This window comes from Bacillus sp. Root131, assembly GCF_001429475.1.
GTDB lineage: Bacteria > Bacillota > Bacilli > Bacillales > Bacillaceae_G > Bacillus_A > Bacillus_A thuringiensis_S.
In genome coordinates, this window is record NZ_LMJQ01000012.1 from 36,936 (window position 1) to 60,526 (window position 23,591).

The window sequence follows — 23,591 nt, forward strand, 5'->3', positions numbered from 1 at the left end:
TGCCATTTGGGACAGCCTTTTCTTATATAAGAAAGGAATTGACGTTTTTTGTCGGTAAATCGATATTCCTTGTCGAATCGTTGATATATTTTGAGTTACGATAGATATAATTAAAAAATCGTTGATATATTGTAAGTTATGATAGATATATTCGAAAAATCGTTGATATAATTTCCTGTACTATCAACATTTTGGAGGAGCATCTTTTTATTTACTTTTAAACATTATAACGTTATATTTACTTCTCCCTTTTTTTGTGTTACGCTAAGCGTGTGAAAGAGATATAAAAAATGAAACTTAAATGTAAGCGTATTCTTATGGCTTCTTATAGAAAAGGGTGGAAATACAATGACAGAACGATTCGTACTACGTAATGTGAAACGTGTGAACGGGGAAGAGATTGACATTGTAATTGAAAATAACAAAATCGCACAGGTGACGAAAGCTGGTGCTGGCGAGGGTGGAAAGGTTCTTGATTACTCTGGTACTTACGTATCGAGTGGTTGGATTGATTTGCACGTTCATGCTTTTCCAGAGTTTGATCCGTATGGCGATGAGGTGGATGAAATTGGCGTTAAGCAAGGGGTAACGACAATTGTTGATGCGGGTAGTTGCGGTGCTGATCGCATTGCAGATTTAGTAAAAAGTAGAGAGCAGGCAAAGACAAATTTATTTGCCTTTTTAAATATTTCTCGCATCGGTTTGAAACGAATTGATGAATTATCCAATATGGAATGGATAGATAAAGAGAAAGCGATAGAAGCAGTAGAAAAGTATAAAGATGTAATCGTTGGGTTAAAGGCGAGAATGAGTAAAAGTGTCGTTTGTGATAGTGGAATTGAACCGCTGCATGTAGCGCGCGCTTTATCTCGAGAAACATCATTACCGATTATGGTACATATCGGTTCAGCGCCTCCTCGCATTGAGGAAGTTGTACCTCTTTTAGAAAAAGATGATGTCATTACACATTATTTAAACGGGAAAGAAAATAATTTATTTGATGAAGAAGGTAAACCACTACCTGTGTTACTAGATGCAGTGAATCGCGGTGTGCATTTAGATGTTGGTCACGGTAACGCTAGTTTTTCTTTTAAAGTAGCAGAAGCAGCGAAGCGTTACGGTATTGCCTTTCGTACAATTAGTACAGATATTTACCGGAAGAACCGTATACACGGTCCAGTTTACAGTATGGCTCACGTTCTTTCGAAATTCCTTTACTTAGGTTATCCGCTAGAAGAAGTGATTGATGCGGTTACGAAAAATGCAGCAGAATGGCTTAAGAAACCAGAGCTTGGCCGCATTCAAGAAGGAGATATTGCAAACTTAACTTTATTTACGGTGAAAGATGAGAAGGTTACGTTAATTGATTCAGAAGGGGATCAGCGCATTGCTGAAAGAAGAATTGATACAAAAGGGGTTGTAATTAATGGGTCATTCATTGAATGCTAAGTACGGATTAAAAAGAGTGATTAATGCGAGCGGTAGAATGAGTATTTTAGGTGTATCCGCTCCGGCAAATACAGTGATGGATGCGATGAAACATGGTGGACAAAATTATGTAGAAATTGCTGATTTAGTAGATAAAGCAGGAGACCATATTGCGAGAATTCTAGATTCAGAGGCAGCAGTTGTTGTAAATTCAGCATCAAGCGGAATTGCGCTTTCTATCGCTGGTATCGTTACGGAAGGAAATCGCCGTAAAAGTGAAAGACTTCATCAAGAAGTAATCGCGAAAAACGAAGTGATTATGTTAAAAGGTCATAACGTTCAATACGGTGCACCTGTTGAAACGATGATTTACTTAGGCGGCGGTAAACTCGTTGAAGTTGGCTATGCAAATGAAGGGAAAGCAGAGCATATTGAAGATGCAATTGGTGAAAATACAGCAGCGATTCTGTATGTGAAATCACATCATGCAGTGCAAAAAAATATGATTTCTGTTGAAGAAGCATGGGAAGTTGCGCAGCGAAATAACGTACCGCTTATCGTGGATGCAGCAGCTGAAGGAGATATTCAAAAATATGTGAAGTATTCAGATCTTGCCATTTATAGCGGTTCAAAGGCGATTGAAGGGCCTACTTCTGGTATTGTTGGCGGGAAACGAAAATACATCGAGTGGCTGAAAGTACAATTACATTGCATCGGAAGAAGTATGAAAGTTGGGAAAGAGACGACTTTCGGTTTACTTCAAGCGCTTGATGAGTACGGAGTAAAAGAAGATAAGAGCGAGCAAGAAAAAGAGCTATTACAAGTACTTATGCCGCTAAAAGAATTAAATGGTGTAAATGTAACGATCGTTCAAGATGAAGCAGGAAGAGCAATCTTTAGAGCTCGTATTCATATTAACGAGAAAGAGTTAAACAAATCAGCAAAAGAAGTTGTGACTGCATTACGCGAAGGGGAAATCGCCATTTATACACGTGATTACGGAGTAAGACAAGGATTCTTTGATATTGATCCACGTCCACTTCAAGGTGATGACATACATGTGATTGAAGAAAAATTGAGAGAAATCGTAGGGGGAAACTAAAATGACAAACATTCAAAAACGTTTTTATAAAGGCCACGTAGCATTAAATGTATTAGCAAACAATATAGAAAATGCAAAAGATATTTTTGAAGCAGCAGAAGGTTATGTAGTAGTGGGAGTGTTATCAAAAGACTACCCAACAGTAGAAGAAGCTGTTACAGCTATGAAAGCATACGGAAAAGAAATTGATGACGCTGTATCAATCGGACTAGGCGCAGGAGATAATCGCCAAGCAGCAGTTGTAGCTGAAATTGCGAAGCATTATCCTGGTAGCCATATTAACCAAGTGTTCCCTTCAGTTGGAGCAACGCGAGCAAATCTCGGCGAAAAGGATAGCTGGATTAATAGTTTAGTATCACCAACAGGAAAAGTAGGTTACGTAAATATTTCTACTGGCCCAATTAGTGCGGCTGGAGAAGAAAAAGCAATCGTTCCAATTAAAACAGCGATCGCACTTGTACGTGATATGGGCGGAAATTCACTGAAATACTTCCCGATGAAAGGGCTAGCTCACGAAGAAGAATATCGCGCAGTTGCGAAAGCTTGTGCAGAAGAAGGATTCGCATTAGAGCCAACAGGTGGAATTGATAAAGAAAACTTTGAAACAATTGTACGTATTGCGCTTGAGGCAAATGTAGAGCAAGTTATCCCGCACGTATACTCTTCTATTATTGATAAAGAAACTGGTAATACGAAAGTAGAAGATGTTCGTGAATTATTAGCAGTCGTGAAAAAGCTAGTTGATCAATATGCGTAAGAAAATTGCAGCGTTCGGTGAAGTAATGATGCGCCTGCAAGTACCTGGATATGAATTGTTGTCGCAAGCTAGCACGTTAAATTACTCATTTTCAGGTACAGGTGTGAACGTTGTAGCGGCACTTTCTCACTTAGGGCATGAAGGGCTTCTTATTTCAACTTTACCGGAAAATTCGGTTGGAGATGCAGCTGTATCTTACATTCAAAAGTTAGGGATTCAAACTTCTCTTGTTTCAAGAGGTGGTAAATATGTAGGTATGTATTTTTTAGAAAATGGATTCGGTGCACGTGCAAGCCGCGTTACATATTCGAATCGATTAGAAAGTAGCTTCAATACGGCATGTGAAGAAATGTATCAATTTGAAGAAATCGCAAAGGAAATTGATATCGTTCATTTTTGCGGTATTACACTTGCAATGAATGATACTGTGCGTCATCATATGAAATCTTTAGCGAGAGCAGTTAAAGAAAACGGAGGAACCGTCGTTTTTGATTGTAATTATCGTCCCTCACTTTGGGGAGAAGACGGATATGAACAGGCAAAACCGCATTATGAAGAAATGCTAGGGCTTGCTAATATCGTTATGATGAATGAAAAAGATGCGATGTTCGTTCTTGGGATGAAAACAGAAGAGATGGAGCGTGAGGCGCAGCTGCTGGATCTCATTCCAAAGGTAGCTGAAACGTATCATATTGCTACAATCGCTGGTACTCATCGCTCTATTAACAGTGATAATACACATTCGCTTCGCGGGTTTATATGTAAAGATGGATCGTTCACTTTTGCAAAAACACTTACGTTTTCTGTATATGATAGAATAGGTGCTGGAGATGCTTATACGAGCGGAATTATTCATGGCGAGATAAAAGAGTTCGCACCAGAGAAAGCTGTTTCATTTGCGTCAGCAGCTGGAATGCTAGCACATACAATCGTCGGTGATACGCCAATGTCATCAGAGAAAGATATACTTCGGGCAATGACGGCATCAGTAGGTGATGTAGAAAGGTAGTGGGTGTAACAGTGAACGTAACGAGGAAAAAAGGACCATTATATTTACAAATAAAAAATATTATTCGTGATCGCATATTACATGGTGTATATGCGATTCATACGAATATTCCTTCAGAACCGCAATTAGAGGAAGAGTTCAAAGTTAGCAAGATTACAGTACGAAATGCCATTAAAGAACTCGCTCAAGAAGGATACTTGGAAAAAAAAAGCGGTAAAGGAACGAAAGTAATTCGTAATACTTCGGCGACAAAGTTGTCAAAGGGTAAGAAATTTACAGAAGTGTTAGTGGAAGAAGGATATAAAGTACAGAAGAAATTGCTAAAAGCAGAAGTCGTACATAATGAGGAAGGAACAGTGCCATTTCGATTATTCGGGAAAGAGAGTTTCCGTATCGAACGTTTATATACGTTAAATGATACACCGTACATTCATTATACGCACTATTTCTCAGCACACATGGCAAGTACAGATTTATCGGACTTTGATTTACAATCGCTTTATGATTTAGTTGAAGACCGAGGTATACATTTAGAAAACTTCAGAGATGAATTCGCTGTTGGGCTTGCGCCTAGCTTCGTTGCAGAAGCGCTAGGTGAAAAAGAGGGGACAGCGTTATTAAAACGTATGCGCTATTCTTATGATGAAGTTGGCGAAGTAATTGAATATAGCGAAGGCTACTACAATACAGAAATGCAGCATTATGTAGTGAATTATGACGTATAAAAAGAGGGGATGTTCCCTCTTTTTTTATAAAGTAAAACTTTAATTAGTGGAGGAGGGCATCACCCACTAATTATTAGCCCACACCAATCGGGATAAAAGTAAGGAGAATGAGAGATGGATATATACTTATTAATCGTCACGTTACTTGCGATCACAATTGTTATTTTAGGGGTATCATGGTGGAAATGGCATGCATTTATTAGTTTAACAGTTGCGAGTTTGTTTTTAGCTATTATGTCTGGACTGAACTTAACGAAAATAGTGGCTGCCTATGAAACTGGTGTTGGTAGTGTACTAGGACATTTAGTTGGTATTTTGGCACTTGGAACTATATTAGGGAAAATGATGTCTGATTCAGGGGCAGGCATGCAAGTTGCAGATTTCTTTATTCGATTTTTCGGCGTAAAAAAATTACCTTGGGCTATGTTATTTGCAGGGTTTGTTATAGGGATTCCTGTCTTTTTTGAAGTAGGGATCGTCATTTTATTACCACTTGTTATTTCCATTCGAAAAACGACGAAGCAAAATATATTATTAATTGCGTTACCTGTTATTGCGGGATTATCTATCGTACATGGGCTAGTACCACCACATCCAGGTGCCATGACAGCAATCGGTATTTATAACGCGAACTTAGGAAAGGTACTTTTATATTCATTACTTATCGCGTTACCAACGGCTATTATAGCAGGGCCAATATTTGCAAAGTGGGTACATAAGAGGGTTATACCGGAAAATGAACCGGAGCTTGTTCGAGTTACGACAGTATCAACTGATTTGCCAAGTCGTAAAGTATCATTCTTTATTATTTTATTACCAGTTGTATTGATGATTTTATCAGTAGTTGCACCATATATTTCATTACCGGAAAAGTTAACTGAATTTTTTGTTTTTATAGGGAGTCCAGTAATCGCTTTACTTATTTCATGTTTCGCAGCATTTTATTTACTTGGAATAAGACAAGGAATTAATAAAAAGATAATTAAAAAATTAACGGATGAAAGTTTATTACCGGTCGGCTCCATTATCTTAATTATTGGTGCAGGCGGTGGATTTAAACAAATATTAATTGAAAGCGGCGTTGGAACGGCTATTGCACAAATGGCAGAACATATTTCGTTATCACCAATTGTATTAGCTTTCATGGTAGCTGGATTAATTCGAATTGCAACAGGTTCAGCGACAGTCGCACTAACGACAGCAGCAGGAATTGTTTCACCGGTTATTCAGCACATGTCTGGTGTGAATTTAGAGCTTCTCGTTATTGCAACCGGTGCAGGTTCATTAATGTTTTCTCACGTAAATGATGCAGGCTTCTGGCTTGTAAAAGAGTATTTAGGATTAACGGTGAAGGAAACATTTAAAACGTGGACGGTGCTGGAAACATTGTTGTCATTTATTGCATTCGGTTTTGCCCTTTTGTTGAATATGTTTCTTTAAAAGATACCTGAATAGGTATCTTTTTTTTGATTAAGCCCAATTGCTAAAACAAGCCCGTTTTTAGGTAAGCCAAGCTTCCTATTCGCCCTGAAAACATAATATAAATGGAATCCCCTCATTTAGAACAAGAGGAACTTGTTATGAATGATACTAAAGGAGGAATAGGGTAATGAGCGAAAAGTGTGAACACAGACATGATGATTGTAACCGCAGAAATGGTTGCGGAGGCGGTTTTGCGCTTCTAATCGTATTGTTTATTTTATTAATTATCATCGGTGCTAGCTGCTTCGGCGGAGGCGGCTCTTGTGGATACGGTGGTTACGGCGGTTATGCTGGCGGCTATGGTGGATATTGCTGCTAATTAAAAACTATTGAAAATGGCCTTGTGCAATACGCACAAGGCCATTTTATTCATATTTTTATATGCTGTGATAATTTATTAATGTACAGAGAACGGATTAAGAAGAAGAAAATGATCTCGATAATCCCGAAAAAGGTGAGTACGATACATGTCTCTTTTAGTAAGGAGAAAGAAAACATGCTTTGTAAAAACTTAACCGCAAATAACGTGTGAACACCAGCAACGATGTAAGGAACAAAAAATAAAATTCCTAATTGAATGGTTGCAGAGCGAAACATTTCTAATTCAGTTAAGCCAAGTTTTGTAATCGTAATATACTTTTGTCTTTCAGTTGTTAAGTCATTATACATACGGAAATATAAGACACTAGCCGCACCGATAAAGAAGATAAAACCAAGAAATGCCCAAATAAAGAATTGAGCAACTGCATTTCCTTTACCGTAAATGAGTTCATCCGTAGCCGTATGTATGAAGAAAGGAACTTGAGCGTTCTCTTCTGTATGCTTTTTGTAGAACTCACGTGCATCACCACTAATAACACGTAACATATTTCTGGTTGGAACTATTGCATTTTCCCAGTTTTCTACGAAGTAGTTATAGATTACGGTTGTCTCAATATGAGGAATCATATTATCAAATACATAATCTTGTACGACAGCTAAATGTGGGAATGCAAAGGATGGTTCGATTCCCTTATTAATAAACCCTTTAATATGAAATTCTTTTTTATTAGACCCGAGTGTAATCGTATTTTGCTTTGCAAATGGATTAGATACGAGATCGAGAAGTTCTGGTGAGTGCCGAGAAATAATATAAACTTCTGTAGAATCGATTGTTATTTCCGGTCTTTTCAATTGTTTAGCAATTGCGTTATAATCACTCATCTTCATAAGCATAATATCTTCTTTGGAAGCTGTATCTTTTAATACTGTAAACTTATATTTTTTGTACTGAAAATTACTAGTTGTAAGCTCCGTTTCAATTGTAGAAATATGCTTTTGTTCAAGGGAATTGTCACCTTCTGATGTATAAGTGAAGGGGACGGGATATCGCTCTAGTACTGATGCCTTCGTATTGTTATTAGCGGCGAATAACCCAATAATAATTGTAAATGCAAGTGCAGATAGCATAGAAACGATAAAGAGTACGTTAATATTACTACGGGTACGAGCAACTAAGTCCGAAATCCATAACATATTTATTTGTTTCAAATAAAACTTTCTACGCTTCTTTAAAATATAGATAAAAAGAAGAAATGTTTGTGAAAAGAATAAATATGTCCCGACTACTACGAGCGGTAAAATAGATAACATAATAAAAAAGACAGATCCATTTTGCACATTTTTTTCCGTTACGTAGCCTCGCGGATAACCAGCGATATAATAGCATAGCCCTAAACAAATTAAAGCAAATAAAGAGATGAGTATAGATGGTCTTTTTTCAGCTGGTATTTTCTTGTTCCCTTTAATAAGGTGGGCTGTTTTTCGAGTACGAATAAACATTGGTGTAAACGTAGAAACGATTAAAAATAAAATGATAAACGTTACGGTTGTCACGATAATCGCTTCTGTTGGCCAATATAAATAGAGACCTTTAGCACTTGTTAATTTCGAAGTGACTAATAAGAAAAAGTTAGAAAATACAAGGCCACCTTGAATGCCGATAAAGATAGACAATATCCCGATTATCATATTTTCAGTAAATAACAGTCTTTTTAATTGTCGCTGTGAGATACCGAGAATTGTGAGTATCCCGAATTGCTGCTTCCGTACATTTAAAAATGTTCCAATTGAATATAAGAGAAAGAAGAACGAGAACATAACAATCACAAGCTGTGCTGTACTAGCTAAGTTCATTAGAGGATCACGTTCTTGAAAGTTTTGTACACTCTGTAACCGCGGGTGATACGCGTATACAGTAAATGAAAAGAAAACCATGATAGAAAAGGCACTACTGACAAAGTAGGCGAAATATGCTTTCGAATTACGCGAGACATTTTTAAATGCGAATTGCCAAAATGTCATCCACGTCTTCCTCCTAATAACGCTAGAACATCTAATATTTCTTGATAAAATTTCTCGCGATATAATCCGCGGTGTAGTTCGTTGTAAAGCTCGCCATCTTTAATGAAAATGACGCGGTTACAATAACTTGCTGCAAACGGATCGTGCGTAACCATTAAAATCGTTGCATCTTCTTCTTTATTTAATTTCGTAAATAGCTCCATTACGTCAATTGCTGCTTTTGAATCTAAGTTCCCTGTTGGTTCATCAGCAAGTAGAAGTGAGGGATGATGGATAACAGCACGTGCTACTGCGGTACGCTGTGCTTGTCCTCCAGAAACTTCAAAAATACGTTTGTCCAAAATATGATCAATTCCAAGCTTTTTTGAAATGTTATCAAGCTTTTCATCCATTTCTTTTAATGGAACATTATCTAATGTTAAAGGTAGTACGATATTTTCACCGATTGTTAGTGTATCTAGTAGATTAAAATTTTGGAAAACAAATCCTAACTCTTGGCGGCGGAAAATGGCTAACTTCTCTCTACGAAATGTGTGCGGTTTTTTTCCATTAATAACGACATCACCAGAAGTAGGGGAATCAATTGTAGAAATAACGTTTAAAAACGTAGATTTACCGCTACCAGATGGCCCCATGATAGCAACAAATTCACCTTTATCTACGTGTAAATTTATATTTTTTAAAGCGGTATGAGGTACTTTTCCCTCATACACTTTTGAGACGTTTTTTATGTGTAATACTTCTTCCATAATAATCACCTTTCTATTCTCTAAAACTTAATGTGTTGTGATAATTTTTGCATATAGAAGGAACGAATTAAAAGGAAAAATAGAATTTCAACCGTTCCAAAAATCATAAGTACGACTGTAATCTCAGCGAAAAACGAGAGATGTAATATTTCTTGTAGCATCTTTGTCGCAAACATCGTATGGATCGATGACATAATGTAAGGCACGAAGAAAAGAATCGCAAGCTGAATTGTCGCTGAACGTTTCATTTCAGTCTCAGTTAAGCCAATTTTCGTAATCGTTATATATTTTTCTTGCTCATTTGTTAAATCTGTATACATTCGGAAGTAAAGAACACTGCCAGCACCGATAAAGAAAATAACCCCTAGGAAAGTACCAATTAAGAAGAACGAAGCGACATTTAGTTTTGTTTTATATAGAGAATCGCTCGCTTCACTTGCATGGAACGGTGGATGCTCTGCTTGAATCGCTGCATTGTCGTTATCGATTTTTGTTATAAACGCTGAACCGATATTATGTGCTTTCTCCCAATCTGTAACCTTGAAGTTATATACACTCATTTGTTTGGAAACGGTGGATAAGGCTTCTACATTTTCATCAGATAGTATGAGTACTTGGTATATTAAGCTGTTTGGGAATGGGTTATAACTTTTATATTCTTTCACTTGTAGTTGTAAATTGTTTTGAGTAAGTGTAAGAGTATTTTTCTTGTCTTTATTGTGAAGTGTTCCAATAACTTGATCATCTAAGTCTTTCATAAGGATATAAGATTCATTCTTATTCACCGTGAGTTTTTCCCAATTTAACGCCTTAGCGAGTACATTATAGTCACTTTGTTTAATTGCGTAATAGAGCTGTGTGTTATCTTCAGCTGAAGATACTTCATATATATCTGTTTTAAATTTTGTATAAGTAAAGTGCTCTTCATTAAATTTCTGCTCTAACCAGTTTAAATGTTCATCAGCTAATGTATTTTCAGTATGTGATAAATAAGTAAACGGGAAAGGGTTTTGTCTAATCGCATCAAACTTTGTAAATTTCCCGAATCCATATAAGAATGTAATCATTGTAAAAGCGAGCGTCGATAGCATCGCCACAATAAAGAGCATATTAATATTCGTACGAATGCGTGATGCTAAATCAGAAATCCAAAGCATATTAATTCGTTTCATATAAAACGTTCTTCGCATTTTTAAAATACGAATAAGTAAAAAACTAATTTGTGAAAAGAAAAAGTATGTTCCAGCTGCAATAAGCGATGGGATGACAAATATACTAGAGATGGCATATAAAAGCCCAATGATGTCACCTAGCGACATAAAATACAGCGGATTTGCGGCTAACGCATATCCACATATTAAACACATCGCACCAAATAGAGAGATGAGAACGGATGCTTTTCTTTCTTTTTGTTTTGTTCCTTCTTTTAAAAGACGTACGGCTTTTCTCGTACGAATGAGCATGGGTGTAAAAGATGATACGAGAATGAAGAGCCCAAGAAAGATGATGATAGTTAAAACGATAGCACTTGTAGGCGGATATAAATATAAACCAGGTACGTGTGTAATTTTGGCGGTAACTAATAAAAAGAACTGTGAAAAGACGACTCCAAGTTGAATGCCAAAAAATATAGAAAGAGCACCAATTAACATATTTTCTATAAATATGAGTCGTTTTAATTGTTTTTGAGATATGCCAAGTACTGTTAAAATCCCGAACTGTTTTTTTCGTACTTTTAAAAACGTACCGATTGAATACAGTAAAAAGAAAAATGAAAAGAACACAATGACAACTTCTGAAATTGTCATTAATATGTTCAGAGAATAATTCACGTCTGTCATATGCAATTTAGGATGAAATAAATAAACTGCAAATGAGAAAAAGATTGCGATGGAGAACGCACTGCTTACAAAATAGGCGAAATAAGCTCTGGCGTTCCGCGTCACGTTTTTAAATGCAAACTGCCAAAATGTCATTCACCTAGCCTCCTAATGGGGTGAAGATGAGAAGAGCATAGAAATACTCTTTTCATCAAGTTTGTTTTAAATATTTTGTCCACTCGTGTACTGTGATAATTTTTGCATATAAAGTGAACGAATAAATAAGAAAAATACGATTTCAACGAATCCAAAAATAATAAGAACGGCTGAAACTTCTTTGAACAGAGATAAACCAATTACATCTTGTAGCATTTTTGTTGCGAACATTGTATGAATGGATGCCATAATGTACGGAATGAAAAATAAAATACTAAGTTGAATGGTTGCAGATCGTTTCATCTCTGTATCTGTTACACCGATTTTAGAAATCGTTATATATTTCTCTTGTTCGTTCGTCAAATCCGTATACATTCTAAAGTAAAGAACGCTACCAGCTCCAATGAAGAAGATAACTCCTAAAAATGTCCCGATTAAGAAGAATGCGGCACTACCAGATGTTATTTTGTATAACGATCCTGCTGATTCAAAGGATCGAATAAGAGGTCCTTCATACTGGGATTTATTTCGATCTTTTTGCACCTTTTCTATAAAATTATCAGCAATTTCATATGTCTGTTCCCAGTTTTGAATTTTGTAATTGTATGCTGATATATGTTTTACGGTGTTAGGTAAGTTATTTACGATAATATCAGGCAACACTATCGTTTGATATGAAAAGTCAGATGGGATTGCGTTTACATGCTCATAGCCTTTCACTCGTAATTTCGTATTTGTACTAGAGAGTGTAATGTAATCTCTTTTGTAGCTTTGCTCAAATTCGTTGAATATGGTGATATAAGATGTCCCTGTTAGCACATATGCTTCGTTATCATCCATAAATAGTTGTTTCATTCGTAAAGAATCTGCAAGTTTGTTATAGTCACTTTGCTTAATTGCGTATACGTCATTATAAATGGCTATATCTTTATCTTCTTTTAGTGGTGTTTCATATATATCAGCTTCTATTTTTTGATAAGGGAAATGCTCTTTTTGTAATTGTTGCTCAAGCCAATTTAAATGCTCTGTAACAAAAGGGTTCGCATCATAAGAAAAATAAGAAATTGGAAAAGGAGAAGTTCTATTAACTTCTAGCTTAATAAATTTCCCGAATCCATATAGAAACGTAATCATTGTGAAAGCGATCGTAGATAGCATCGCTACAATAAAAAGCATATTAATATTCGTTCGAATACGGCTCGCTAAATCCGAAATCCAAAGCATATTAATCCGTTTCATATAAAACTTCCTTCTTTTCTTTAAAATATAAATCAGTAAGAAACTAATTTGTGAAAAGAAGAAATATGTTCCGATTGTAACAAGCATTGGGATAACGAAAATACTTGAAACCATATATATAACACCGATTTGCGGGCTTACTGATACGAAATATTTAGGATTTCCAGCTAACGCATAACCACCAAATAAACAAATCGCACCAAATAATGAAACAAGTATGGATGGTTTTCTTTCTTTTTGTTTTCCACCATTTGTTTTTAAAAGGTGTACCGCTTTTTTTGTACGAATAAGCATTGGTGTGAATGCAGATACAATGATAAAAAGACTAAGGAAAACAATGGTTGTTAGAATAAACGCGTTAGTAGGACCGTATAAATATATTCCTGGAACATGCGTAAGTTTGGATGTTACTAATAAAAAAAATTGAGAAAAAACAACTCCAAACTGCATGCCGAAAAATATAGATAAAATCCCGATTAACATATTCTCCATAAAAACAAGACGATGTAATTGTTTTCTCGATATCCCTAAAATGGTCAAAACACCAAATTGTTTTTTTCTAACTTTTAAAAAAGTACCAATGGAATATAGTAAAAAGAAGAAAGAGAAAAATACAATTACTACTTCTGAAAATATCATTAATCCTGAAATTTCAGAGGTCATGCTAAAATTTTGTAATTTCGGATGAAACAAATAAACAGCAAATGAAAAGAACACAGCAATGGAAAAGGAACTACTTACAAAGTAAGCAAAATAAGCTCTTGAATTACGCGTTACATTTTTAAATGCAAATTGCCAAAATGTCATAGATTATACCTCCGGCTAGAAGATATAGAAGTAGTTGTATTGCAAAAAATGTATGAGATTGAGTTCTCATACATTTTGCTTGCATATGTTACGATCATGCTTCGGTCACCTTCTCCGTATGTTCTGCTTGATTATTTGCAGCGTTGTGGAAGATGATTTTAATCGTCGTTCCTTTACCAACTTCAGAATCTAGTTTGACAGAGTGACCTAAATAATCACAAATTTTACTTACAATATAAAGTCCCATACCAGTAGATTCTCCGAATGCGCGACCGTTTTTCCCAGTGTAAAACGGTTCAAATACTCTTCGAATATCTTCTTGCGGAATACCAACACCTTCATCACGAACTTCTAAAATAATATCTTTTCCGTTTCGATAAGCAGATAAGAAAACTTTCTTTCCGCGTTCACCAGAGTAACGAACAGCATTTGTCATTAACTGATAGATGATAAATTTTAGCCATTTCGCATCAGAAGCAACTTTTAAATCAGAATGGACTTCTAAAACAGGGAAGACACCATTACGAATGAATAGTTCTTTTAATCCGTTAATATTTTTTGTTACCGTATCTTTTAATGAAATCGTCTCGACATGGAAATCTTCATGGAAGTTATTTAACCTAGCCATGTATAAAGCCATATCAAGCCCTTGGTTTAGACGCTCTAATTCTTTTTTAAACTTTGGAATTAAATGCTCGTCTTCCATTTCTAGCACCATAAGCTGCATAACAGAAACAGGTGTCTTCATTTGATGTACCCAATGGTTAATAAATAATTGATGTTCTTGTTGTTTTACTTCATACGATTGTAGTTCTTTTTGGAAGAGGCGGTACTGCGTACGCACGAGTTCATTGACACCGTGAGGCATCGGAGCAGTCGCTCTTTCAATAAACGCATCTTCCATTTTTTCTGGTTGCTCACTTAATCTATGGTACATTCTACGATTGCGAACGTAACGATAAGCGAGGAAACAAATAAATAAGTATAAACTTAAAACAACGAAGTAAAATTTATTGTTTTGAAATCCATCTACTGCATCATAAAGAACGAAGATGATACCGAAGTTTAATACGTACAGTAGGAAAAATGCAAAATGATCACGTAAAAATAGCTTCATGCTTATTCACTCCAAGTTGCGTTAAAGCGATATCCAAGTCCACGTACTGTTTCAATAGAGTTCTCAATACCAAGCTCATTAAACTTTTTACGAAGACGCGTAATGTTTACGTTCAATGTATTTTCCTCAACGAAACTTTCATCATCCCAAAGCGCAGCTAATAAATCTTCACGGCTCGCTGTACGAGGGAATTTTGATAATAACATTTCTGCTAAAATAGCTTCTTTCTTCGTTAAAAGAACTTGTTCAGATCCAAAATGAATTTCTGGACGTTCTGGAAATAGTTTTAACCCTTCTACTTCAACGATACGTTCAGAAATATTTGGTGCATAATCACCGTAAATACGGCGTAATTGTCCTTTGATTTTCGCCATTACAACGTCGTAGTGGAACGGCTTTGTAATGTAATCATCCGCACCGCTTTCAATCGCCATAATTTGTTCCATCTCACCAGCACGCGCTGAAATGAAAATAATTGGACAAGTAGATTCATGACGAATTTGACGGCACCAGTAGAAACCATCGAATTTCGGTAAGTTTACATCAAGTAAAACAAGATGTGGTTTCACAGCGTTAAACGATTCCATAATATCATCGAAATTCTCCGCTACAACAGCCTCATAACCGTACTTCTGAATGTGAGATTGCAGTAATGATGAAATATTTGGATCGTCTTCAACGATTAAAATTTTATACATATGTATATTCCTCCTCAAAAAAAACAATTGTAGCTATAGTGTATCATGTGTTTCAAGTCTTTTCATTATGTTGAAAGATAAGCTAGTAAACAGTATAGGTTAAAAGTTAGAAAAGTAAAAAGTATTATAGGAATAATTCAATATATTTTCCTTTTAAATATATGAATGAATAAAAAGTATTATATTTTTTATGAAATTTGGAACTTTATTTTGCTTACCGTCCAATATATAGTGAGAACATCGTTAAGGAGGGGGCACTACTTGGCAAGTAATGAAGATATACATATTTGGATAGAGCGTTTACTAAAAGGTGACGAGGAGGCTTTTGAATTTATATTTAACTTAACGAGTCAGAGAGTCTATGAAACCGTCTTTGCTATAGTTAAAAATCGGCATGATACAAATGAAATCGTAAATGAAATCTACTTTCAACTTTGGAAATCTATTTCAACATATGATCAATCTAGACCGTTTCTATTTTGGTTGAATGGAATTGTTTACAAACAGATTAGTCAATGGAGAAAACACATATGGAAGAGGCTGCGCTTATTTGAAAAACAACAACTAAGTGATGAGACAGTTGTAGAAGTTCCAGAAAAAGTATTATTAAGAAAAGAAACAGAAGAGCTGCTTTCCTTTTTAACCTGCGTAATCTTTAGATTTTATTCAATATAGAGTAATTGGCGTAGGGTACAAAATAAAAAGGGGCGTATAGATGATTGACAATTAACTAAAATCATTTTAACATTTAGATAAATATCTAAATGTCTAATTAATGAGGGGAAGAAAGACATTGAATCAAGCATTCAAAGCATTAGCAGATCCAACAAGGCGAAAAATTTTAGATTTATTAAAAGAAGGCGATCTAACCGCTGGTGAGATCGCTGAACATTTCAATATGACAAAACCAAGTATTTCACACCACTTAAACGCACTTAAAAATGCTGAACTTATTCAAGATGAAAAGAAAGGGCAATTCGTTGTGTACTCTTTAAACACAACGGTCTTTCAAGATTTGTTGACTTGGGTGTTTACATTTACGAATAAGGGGGAAGAGGGGAAATGAAAAAACATCTTTTTGCAATCTTATTAATCGTTATAACTTGTTTAGCTTGGGCGTTTGCTTGGCCGCATTTGCCGGATACAATTGCGACACATTGGAGCGGCGGTAAGGTAGATGGCTATTCGTCTAAATTTTACGGAATGGTTTCTATGGTCGGAATTATGATTGCATTATATATATTTCTAAATGTGATACCAAAGATTGATCCAAGGAAAGCAAATTACGAGAAATTTTCTAAAGCCTTTATGATGATGAATAATGGGGTACTATTGCTACTATTTGTAGGAAATATAGATATTATTACAAGTGGATTAGGATATAACTTATTCATTAATCGGGTGCCTGAATTATTAGTTGGTGTTTTATTTTTAGTAATGGGTAATTATTTACCACAGTGTAAGCCAAACTTTTTTGTCGGGATGCGTAATCCATGGACGTTAAGTAATGAAGAAGTATGGCGGAAAACACATCGGTTTAGCGGAAAAGTATTTGTGGCGTTAGGAGTTATTATGATTATAAGTGTTTTCGCTCCGGCTGATTGGAGAACTTATATAATGCTTGGGATTATAGTAGTTGCTGTCATTATAACGAATTTATATTCTTACGTTTTGTATAAAAAAGAAATACAAATGTGAGTTATATTAGTCAAATTTTATATTTATAGTTTCTATGTGTTAAGGGATTTTAATACTCAGTGGGAATAATGAAAAGCTCACTGAGTAAATTTTTCGTTTTAAGGTCTGAAAATTCAATCGAAAAGGTGATTTGGGGGGGATTTACATGTTAGAAATTATAAATTTTAGCAAGGCATATAAAGAGGGTAAGAAAGCAGTTGATCATTTGAATATTGCTGTTAAAGCAGGGGATATCTTTGGATTTATTGGACATAACGGTGCGGGGAAAAGTACAACAATTAAGTCGTTAGTAGGAGTTATAGATTTTGAAGAGGGTGAAATTTTTATTGATGGACATTCAGTAAAAAAGGATCCGATTGCATGTAAGAGAGTAATGGCGTATATTCCTGATAATCCAGATTTATATGAGCAATTAACAGGAATTCAATATTTGAACTTTGTTGCGGATGTGTTTAAAGTGCCTGCGAGGGATCGGGAAGAACAGATACAGAAGTATGGGGATGCTTTTGAGATTACACCGTACTTAGGGGACTTAATATCTTCTTATTCACACGGTATGAAACAAAAAGTAGCGATTATATCGGCGGTTTTACATAAACCAAAATTATTAGTTTTAGATGAACCTTTCGTTGGTCTTGATCCAAAGGCAGCCGTAGTATTGAAAGGTATTATGAAAGAGCTTTGTGAAAAAGGAAGTGCGATTTTCTTTTCTACGCACGTTTTAGATGTAGCTGAGAAGTTATGTAATAAAGTAGCGATGATTAATAGAGGGAAATTAGCACTTTCAGGAGAAGTAAATTCTTTAATTAAGGAAGGCTCATTGGAAGAGCTCTTTATGAAGGAGCTTGCTAATGAATACTAATAGTTTAGGTCTTTTGAAAATTCGGTTGATAACGCAGCTCGGTTTAAACACCTTTAAATACGAAAAAGATAAGAAAAAGAAGCAGAATAAGATTTTGCTGACAGCATCTATTGCTCTAGTTGGTGTCATGTTAATGTTATATTGCGGAGCTTCGGCATATGGGTTGGTAAAACTAGGAATGAGTGAAATTATTCCCGTCTATGCACTAGTTATTAGCAGTGTATTAACGTTGTTTTTCACTATATTTAAGGCAAATGGAGAAATTTTTGCTTTTAAGGATTACGACTTTTTAATGTCATTGCCGATTCGCGTAAGTACTGTTATTGCAAGTAGATTTTTGTATTTATACCTGCTGAATACAATCTTTTCAATCATAATCATGCTACCAATGGGAGTTGTGTATTGTATACATGAAAATCCATCAGTTTCTTTTTACTTTATGTGGTTCATCAGTATGTTTATCGCATCTTTAATCCCAACAACAATCGCAGCAATCTTTGGAGCTTCGATTACGGCAATCGCTTCTAAATTTAAAAATACGAATAAAATAACTACGATTTTAAGTTTTATAGTAATTATTACATTCGGTTCCTTTATGCTAAAAAACGGAAATGCTCAATATAGCCTTAATGATATGAACGGAATTGGTGCAATTGTTTCGGAGCAATTAACTAAAGTGTATCCATTAGCTAACATGTTTCAAAAAGCAATTGTTAATGCTGATATGGTAGCTTTCATCTTATTTGTGGGGATATCAGTGATTTGGTATTATCTTTTTATAAAAATACTTTCGTTAAAATATAAGCAAATAAACACAGGGATCACCACTTATCATATGCTTTCAAATTATGAGATTAATAGCATGAAAAAAGAGAGTGTATTGGTCGCATTGTATAAAAAAGAGCTGACACGTTTCTTCTCTTCTACAGTGTATGTTATAAATAGTGGAATGGGAGTCGTGATGGCGCTAGCTTTCTCGCTAGCTATAGTTGTAGTAGGACCAAGCCAATTAATAGCGTATCCTGGAATTGAGCCCCTGTTGCAAAAGATTGCCCCATTTGCTATTGCAGCAGCGATTTCGATGACATGTACAACATGTGTGTCATTGTCTTTAGAAGGAAAAAATGTATGGATTATTAAATCATTGCCTATAGCGCCAAAGGTGATTTATGATAGTAAAATTCTTATGAATCTTTCATTGAGTATACCTGCATCACTTATTAGTGCTGTATTACTAATAATCGGGTTAAAGCTAGATGTTTGGAGTTCTCTTTTCATCGTCATAACACCGATAATATATTCATTATTTTCAGCAGTATGGGGGATTTTCATTAATAATCGATTTGGTTATTATGATTGGATATCAGAAACTCAAGTAGTAAAACAAAGTATAGGATCGTTTGTTGGTATGTTTGGCGGCTTAATTGTGGCGGTTATACCTGCCTTGTTAATTGGTACTGCTACTATCTCGAACTACAGAGTATTTACTTTTGCAGTTATTATAGTGCTTACGATTATTACTATTTTCTTGTATAAGAACGAGTCGAGAAGAAGTATAAAATAAAGGAGCTGCTTTTCCTTTAAAAAGGAAGAGTAGCTTCTTTATTTTGGAAAGGTTAGATTCTTATATTACTTTTTTAAAACAGGTACCCATATTTCACTTCTGAAATTCGGAGAGGATACGTCTTTACTTTCATTCCACAATATCTCTGGTCCTTCCGCTAGTTCATAGTTCGAAGAAGGGAACCATTCAGAATAAATACGTCCCCACACATTTTGTAATGCATCAGGAAATGGACCGACAGCTTCAAATATAGCCCATGTTGAAGCTGCGACTTCAAGTTGCGCGAATTGCTCTGGACAATCTTTCGTTGTGGCTACTCCAATATAGTGATCAAGTTCTCCTTTTTCCTCCATTCTCCCTTCAGAAAAATTAGTAGAGGCACTAATAATTCCAGTAGGTTCAATGTTTGAAAGGGACTTTAATGTTTGAATGGAGTCTGGGTTTAAACTTTTCCACATAGAAGCGATTTCTTCATTTACACCATTGAAAACGATTGATACTCGTTTTGTAATACCTATAATTCGAAATGGCTCTTTTTCTTCAATTCGATAATTCATTTCATTTCCTCCTTGAATGGATAACTGGAAGGTCATTGGTGAATAAGCCTTCAAAGAATGGCTACTATTTCGGGCCTCTGAAGGTGTTATACCGTGCAAGTTTTGAAATGCACGAGCGAATGAATCTGGTGAGTTGTAGCCATATTTTATAGCGACATCAATGACTTTTACATTGCTGTTTTTTAGTTCAAAGGCAGCGAGAGTAAGACGTCTACAGCGAATATAATCAGATAGTGATATGCCTGCTAAAAACGAAAACATTCTTTTAAAGTGATACTCAGAACAGAGAGCTAGCCTCGCAACTTCTTTAAAATCAATTTCATTCGTAAGGTTACCTTCAATATAGTGCATTGCATTATTCATATTTTTAAGTGAATCCATATTATGACCTCCTCTGTACATAGAATAACAGGAACGAAATAACCCCATCCGACATTTCGTGCACAACTTTGTAGGTGCATTTTTTACCTTACAAAATTGTAATGTTCCTGTAAGGAGAATGAATGGATGGTATGATATCCCAATGTTATAGTAGCAAAGTACTTTAATTCATTATGTTAACTTTTTGATGTCTTTACTTATGTGCCTTACATAACTGTCATGTTTGTGTAAGAAACATCGATAGTGGCAAGAGTAGAGAGTGTATATAGTTGAAAATAGAGAATAGAAGAAATGAGGGATGTCGAGATGAAAACAGTGTTAGAAGCAAAAAATATCGAAAAAGTGTATGACACGGGTGGTAATAAATTTGCAGCGTTAAAAGGTATTAACTTACAAGTAAAAGAAGGTGAATTCGTTGGAATTATGGGACCTTCTGGTTCTGGTAAGACGACTTTACTAAATGTTCTTTCTACAATTGATAATGCGACGAACGGTGAAATTTTAATTGATGGAAAAGATATTGTGAAGATGAATGATGATAAGTTAGCGTTATTCCGCCGCGATCATTTAGGTTTCATTTTCCAAGATTATAATTTATTAGATACGTTAACAGTGAAAGAGAATATCGCTTTACCACTTGCGTTATCAAAGGTGAAAGCGAGTGAGATTGATCGCCGCGTTCTTGAAATCTCAAAGAAATTCGGTATTGATCATATTTTAAGTCAGTTCCCATATCAAGTGTCGGGTGGACAGAAGCAGCGCTGCGCAGCATCACGTGCAATTGTTACGAATCCAAGTATGATTTTCGGAGACGAGCCAACTGGAGCGCTTGATTCTAAATCTGCAACAGATTTACTTGAAAGTATGAAGTCATTAAATGAATATGATAACTCAACAATTTTAATGGTAACGCATGATGCATTTGCAGCAAGTTATTGTAAACGAGTTATTTTCATTAAAGATGGTGAACTATATAAAGAATTGCACCGCGGTGAATCAACGCGTAAACAGTTCTTCCAAAAAGTCGTGGACGTAATGTCTTCTATTTCTGGAGGTATGGCTGATGACCTTATCTAGCATTGCCCTCCGCAACATACAGCGGAACTTTAAAGACTACTTTGTATATTTCGCATCTATGATTTTTAGTATTGTTATTTATTTTACATTTAAAGCACTGCAATATAATTCACAAATGGAAAAAGCAGCAGAAGCTTCTAAAAAGATTAGTGGTGCATTTCAAGTTTCCAGTGTGATGCTTATCATTTTCGTAGCAGTGTTTATTATATATTCGAACGGATTCTTTACACGTAAACGTAAAAAAGAAGTTGGCTTATATTCGTTATTAGGTATCCGTAAAAGACAAATTGGTAAAATGCTCTTTTATGAAAATATGTTAATGGGATTAATGTCATTAGTAATTGGGATTGCGATCGGTAGTGTCCTTTCGAAATTATTCCTTGAGTTATTAGTAAATATGATGGGATTAAATTTAAACGTTCATTTTGAAGTACCAATGGCAGCAATTATTGATACAGCAATTATTTTCTTTGTGATTATTTTATATACATCACTCCAAGGATATCGTTTAATTTATCGCTTTAAGTTAATTGAACTTTTCCGCGCAGAACGTGAAGGAGAAGCAATGCCAAAAGGATCTGTCATTATGGCGTTAATTTCAGTTTTCTTAATCGGCTCAGGTTATTTCTTAGCGTTAATGTTTATGAAAGCAGTTATGTATGCAAACTTTATGGCAGTCGCACTTTATATATTACTTGCGACAGTATTAGGTACGTATTTACTATTTATGTTCTTTACAGTATTCGTATTGAAACGTGCAAGAAATAATAAATCATCGTTTTATAACGGTATGAATATGGTAACGACGTCACAGTTACTATATCGTATTAAAGGAAATGCAAAGTCACTTGCGACGATTTCTATTTTAAGTGCGGTAACATTAACAGCGGTTGGTACGTCAGTTACGATGTATTACAACACATTTACACAATCAAAAGCAGCTATGCCATACAGTTATTCTTACGAGAAAAAAGATGCAGAGCTTGATAAGAAAGTAAATGCGATTTTTGCAGAAGAGAAGAAAGATCATCCGATCAAAGATCAAGTTGAAATTGAGACAGTTCCTGTAAAAGGGAAGTTTGAAGGAGATAAAGTTAATTTCATTCTTAATATGAATTACACGATTTCAGAGAAATATCAATTTATGTCTCAATCTGAATTTAACAAGCTTGCTAAAAAAATTGATGCGGAAACAGTGAATGTAGCTACTGGCGAAGCATTTATATATGATAGTTCTTATATGGAAGGGTATGAGTTTAGCCCCGAATATAAAGGAAATAAAGCGGTATTCCAAATTGAAAATGAAACGAAGACGTTGAAAATCCAAGGTGCAAATAATAATGCAATTACAAACTTAGGTGAACTAGTTGTTGTCGTTTCAGATGAAATGTATGAACAAGCGAAACAAGCATTTGGAACACGTATTGTAAAAAATATTGATGTAAAAGATGAAAGAAACAGTAAAGTGTTAACGGAAAAATTAGCAAAAGTGATGCCAACTGGTGTATCAGAAATGGCACCACCATTTAGAGACTTCTATACTGGTTTCCATATGGGACTGGAAGCAACTGGACTAATGATGTTCATCGGACTATTCTTAGGTTTAGTCTTCCTATTAGCGACAGGCTCAATCATTTACTTTAAGCAGCTTACAGAAGCAAGTGCTGACCGTGATCGTTACATTGTCCTTCATAAAGTCGGGGTAACGAAACAAGAAATGAAAAAAGCTATTGCAAAACAAGTGAGCTTTATCTTTGCAATTCCACTAGTAATCGGAATTCTGCACAGCTTGTTTGCATTAAAAGGTTTAGGGAACATACTGCCATTTGAAATTATGATTCCGCTTTTAATTAGTATTGGAGTATATAGTGTTATTTATATTGGATATTACTTCATCACAGTTCGTTCTTATTATAAAATCGTGAGTGCGAAGTAATAAAGGGACAGCTATCGTAATAGGGATAGCTGTTTTTTTATTCTTCATAAAATCTTAAGAAACTTCCTCAATTTTTATTAAGAA

At 35.3% G+C, this 23,591-nt stretch carries 21 protein-coding genes; 14 read left to right on the forward strand and 7 right to left on the reverse strand.

All coding sequences use genetic code 11. The annotated features are described in order from the left end of the window. Window positions 1–348: 348 nt before the first annotated feature. The 7 genes from ASE54_RS21030 (at window position 349) to ASE54_RS21060 (ending at window position 6,822) form a co-directional block, all read left to right on the forward strand. Window positions 349–1,449: an amidohydrolase/deacetylase family metallohydrolase gene (locus ASE54_RS21030; protein WP_000139936.1), complete on the forward strand. Its 1,101-nt coding sequence runs from the start codon at window positions 349–351 to the stop codon at window positions 1,447–1,449. After that, window positions 1,427–2,530, forward strand: a complete 1,104-nt coding sequence (locus tag ASE54_RS21035) for a DgaE family pyridoxal phosphate-dependent ammonia lyase (protein ID WP_000510079.1) — start codon at window positions 1,427–1,429, stop codon at window positions 2,528–2,530. The genes ASE54_RS21030 and ASE54_RS21035 overlap by 23 nt, the downstream gene beginning before the upstream one ends. Window position 2,531: 1 nt before the next feature. Next, a complete protein-coding gene (locus ASE54_RS21040; RefSeq protein WP_000181897.1) occupies window positions 2,532–3,287 on the forward strand; it encodes a KDGP aldolase family protein in 756 nt (251 codons plus the stop codon). Continuing rightward, entirely contained in the window at window positions 3,280–4,296 is a 1,017-nt protein-coding gene (locus ASE54_RS21045; protein ID WP_001227520.1) for a sugar kinase, read from the forward strand. The genes ASE54_RS21040 and ASE54_RS21045 overlap by 8 nt, the downstream gene beginning before the upstream one ends. Continuing rightward, window positions 4,296–5,021, forward strand: coding sequence for a GntR family transcriptional regulator (locus ASE54_RS21050; RefSeq protein WP_000539293.1), 726 nt, complete (start codon window positions 4,296–4,298; stop codon window positions 5,019–5,021). The genes ASE54_RS21045 and ASE54_RS21050 overlap by 1 nt, the downstream gene beginning before the upstream one ends. Before the next feature lie 114 nt (window positions 5,022–5,135). Further along, window positions 5,136–6,461, forward strand: a complete 1,326-nt coding sequence (gene gntP / locus ASE54_RS21055) for a gluconate permease GntP (RefSeq protein ID WP_000356190.1) — start codon at window positions 5,136–5,138, stop codon at window positions 6,459–6,461. Between the two features lie 169 nt (window positions 6,462–6,630). After that, window positions 6,631–6,822, forward strand: coding sequence for a YjcZ family sporulation protein (locus ASE54_RS21060; RefSeq protein WP_001290406.1), 192 nt, complete (start codon window positions 6,631–6,633; stop codon window positions 6,820–6,822). 50 nt (window positions 6,823–6,872) lie between these two features. Here the strand turns inward: ASE54_RS21060 and ASE54_RS21065 are convergent, their stop codons facing one another. The 6 genes from ASE54_RS21065 to ASE54_RS21090 all read right to left on the reverse strand — a co-directional run bounded on the left by ASE54_RS21065 (window position 6,873) and on the right by ASE54_RS21090 (window position 15,432). Next, window positions 6,873–8,846 (reverse strand): ABC transporter permease, encoded by a 1,974-nt coding sequence (locus ASE54_RS21065; RefSeq protein ID WP_000144938.1) that lies wholly within the window; start codon window positions 8,844–8,846, stop codon window positions 6,873–6,875. Continuing rightward, on the reverse strand, window positions 8,843–9,595 hold the full coding sequence (locus tag ASE54_RS21070) for an ABC transporter ATP-binding protein (RefSeq protein ID WP_000393250.1): 753 nt from the start codon (window positions 9,593–9,595) through the stop codon (window positions 8,843–8,845). The genes ASE54_RS21065 and ASE54_RS21070 overlap by 4 nt, the downstream gene beginning before the upstream one ends. Window positions 9,596–9,615: 20 nt before the next feature. Then, on the reverse strand, window positions 9,616–11,571 hold the full coding sequence (locus tag ASE54_RS21075) for an ABC transporter permease (RefSeq protein ID WP_000145001.1): 1,956 nt from the start codon (window positions 11,569–11,571) through the stop codon (window positions 9,616–9,618). Window positions 11,572–11,637: 66 nt separating this feature from the next. Next, window positions 11,638–13,617 (reverse strand): ABC transporter permease, encoded by a 1,980-nt coding sequence (locus ASE54_RS21080; RefSeq protein WP_000145077.1) that lies wholly within the window; start codon window positions 13,615–13,617, stop codon window positions 11,638–11,640. Between the two features lie 94 nt (window positions 13,618–13,711). Next, entirely contained in the window at window positions 13,712–14,734 is a 1,023-nt protein-coding gene (locus ASE54_RS21085) for a sensor histidine kinase (protein WP_000765341.1), read from the reverse strand. Window positions 14,735–14,736: 2 nt separating this feature from the next. After that, a complete protein-coding gene (locus tag ASE54_RS21090) occupies window positions 14,737–15,432 on the reverse strand; it encodes a response regulator transcription factor (RefSeq protein ID WP_000276738.1) in 696 nt (231 codons plus the stop codon). Window positions 15,433–15,693: 261 nt separating this feature from the next. Here ASE54_RS21090 and ASE54_RS21095 point away from each other — a divergent pair, with 261 nt between their 5' ends. The 5 genes from ASE54_RS21095 (at window position 15,694) to ASE54_RS21115 (ending at window position 19,556) form a co-directional block, all read left to right on the forward strand. Then, window positions 15,694–16,107 carry a sigma factor gene (locus ASE54_RS21095; protein WP_000157858.1) on the forward strand — a complete coding sequence of 138 codons (414 nt, stop codon included), beginning with the start codon at window positions 15,694–15,696 and terminating at the stop codon, window positions 16,105–16,107. A 118-nt stretch (window positions 16,108–16,225) separates the two neighbouring features. Continuing rightward, window positions 16,226–16,498 carry an autorepressor SdpR family transcription factor gene (locus ASE54_RS21100; RefSeq protein WP_001070526.1) on the forward strand — a complete coding sequence of 91 codons (273 nt, stop codon included), beginning with the start codon at window positions 16,226–16,228 and terminating at the stop codon, window positions 16,496–16,498. Next, entirely contained in the window at window positions 16,495–17,130 is a 636-nt protein-coding gene (locus ASE54_RS21105) for an SdpI family protein (protein ID WP_000716351.1), read from the forward strand. Before ASE54_RS21100 ends, ASE54_RS21105 begins: the two co-directional genes overlap by 4 nt. A gap of 145 nt (window positions 17,131–17,275) precedes the next feature. After that, entirely contained in the window at window positions 17,276–17,992 is a 717-nt protein-coding gene (locus ASE54_RS21110) for an ABC transporter ATP-binding protein (RefSeq protein WP_000889751.1), read from the forward strand. Further along, entirely contained in the window at window positions 17,982–19,556 is a 1,575-nt protein-coding gene (locus ASE54_RS21115) for a hypothetical protein (protein WP_001095680.1), read from the forward strand. Before ASE54_RS21110 ends, ASE54_RS21115 begins: the two co-directional genes overlap by 11 nt. Before the next feature lie 65 nt (window positions 19,557–19,621). Here ASE54_RS21115 and ASE54_RS21120 read toward each other — a convergent pair whose 3' ends face one another. Further along, window positions 19,622–20,494: an AraC family transcriptional regulator gene (locus ASE54_RS21120; protein WP_000377725.1), complete on the reverse strand. Its 873-nt coding sequence runs from the start codon at window positions 20,492–20,494 to the stop codon at window positions 19,622–19,624. Between the two features lie 306 nt (window positions 20,495–20,800). Between ASE54_RS21120 and ASE54_RS21125 the strand changes: the two genes are divergently transcribed. Both ASE54_RS21125 and ASE54_RS21130 read left to right on the forward strand, forming a co-directional pair. Beyond that, window positions 20,801–21,571 (forward strand): ABC transporter ATP-binding protein, encoded by a 771-nt coding sequence (locus tag ASE54_RS21125; RefSeq protein WP_000859656.1) that lies wholly within the window; start codon window positions 20,801–20,803, stop codon window positions 21,569–21,571. Beyond that, a complete protein-coding gene (locus ASE54_RS21130) occupies window positions 21,558–23,507 on the forward strand; it encodes an ABC transporter permease (protein WP_000176147.1) in 1,950 nt (649 codons plus the stop codon). The genes ASE54_RS21125 and ASE54_RS21130 overlap by 14 nt, the downstream gene beginning before the upstream one ends. Window positions 23,508–23,591: the final 84 nt, after the last annotated feature.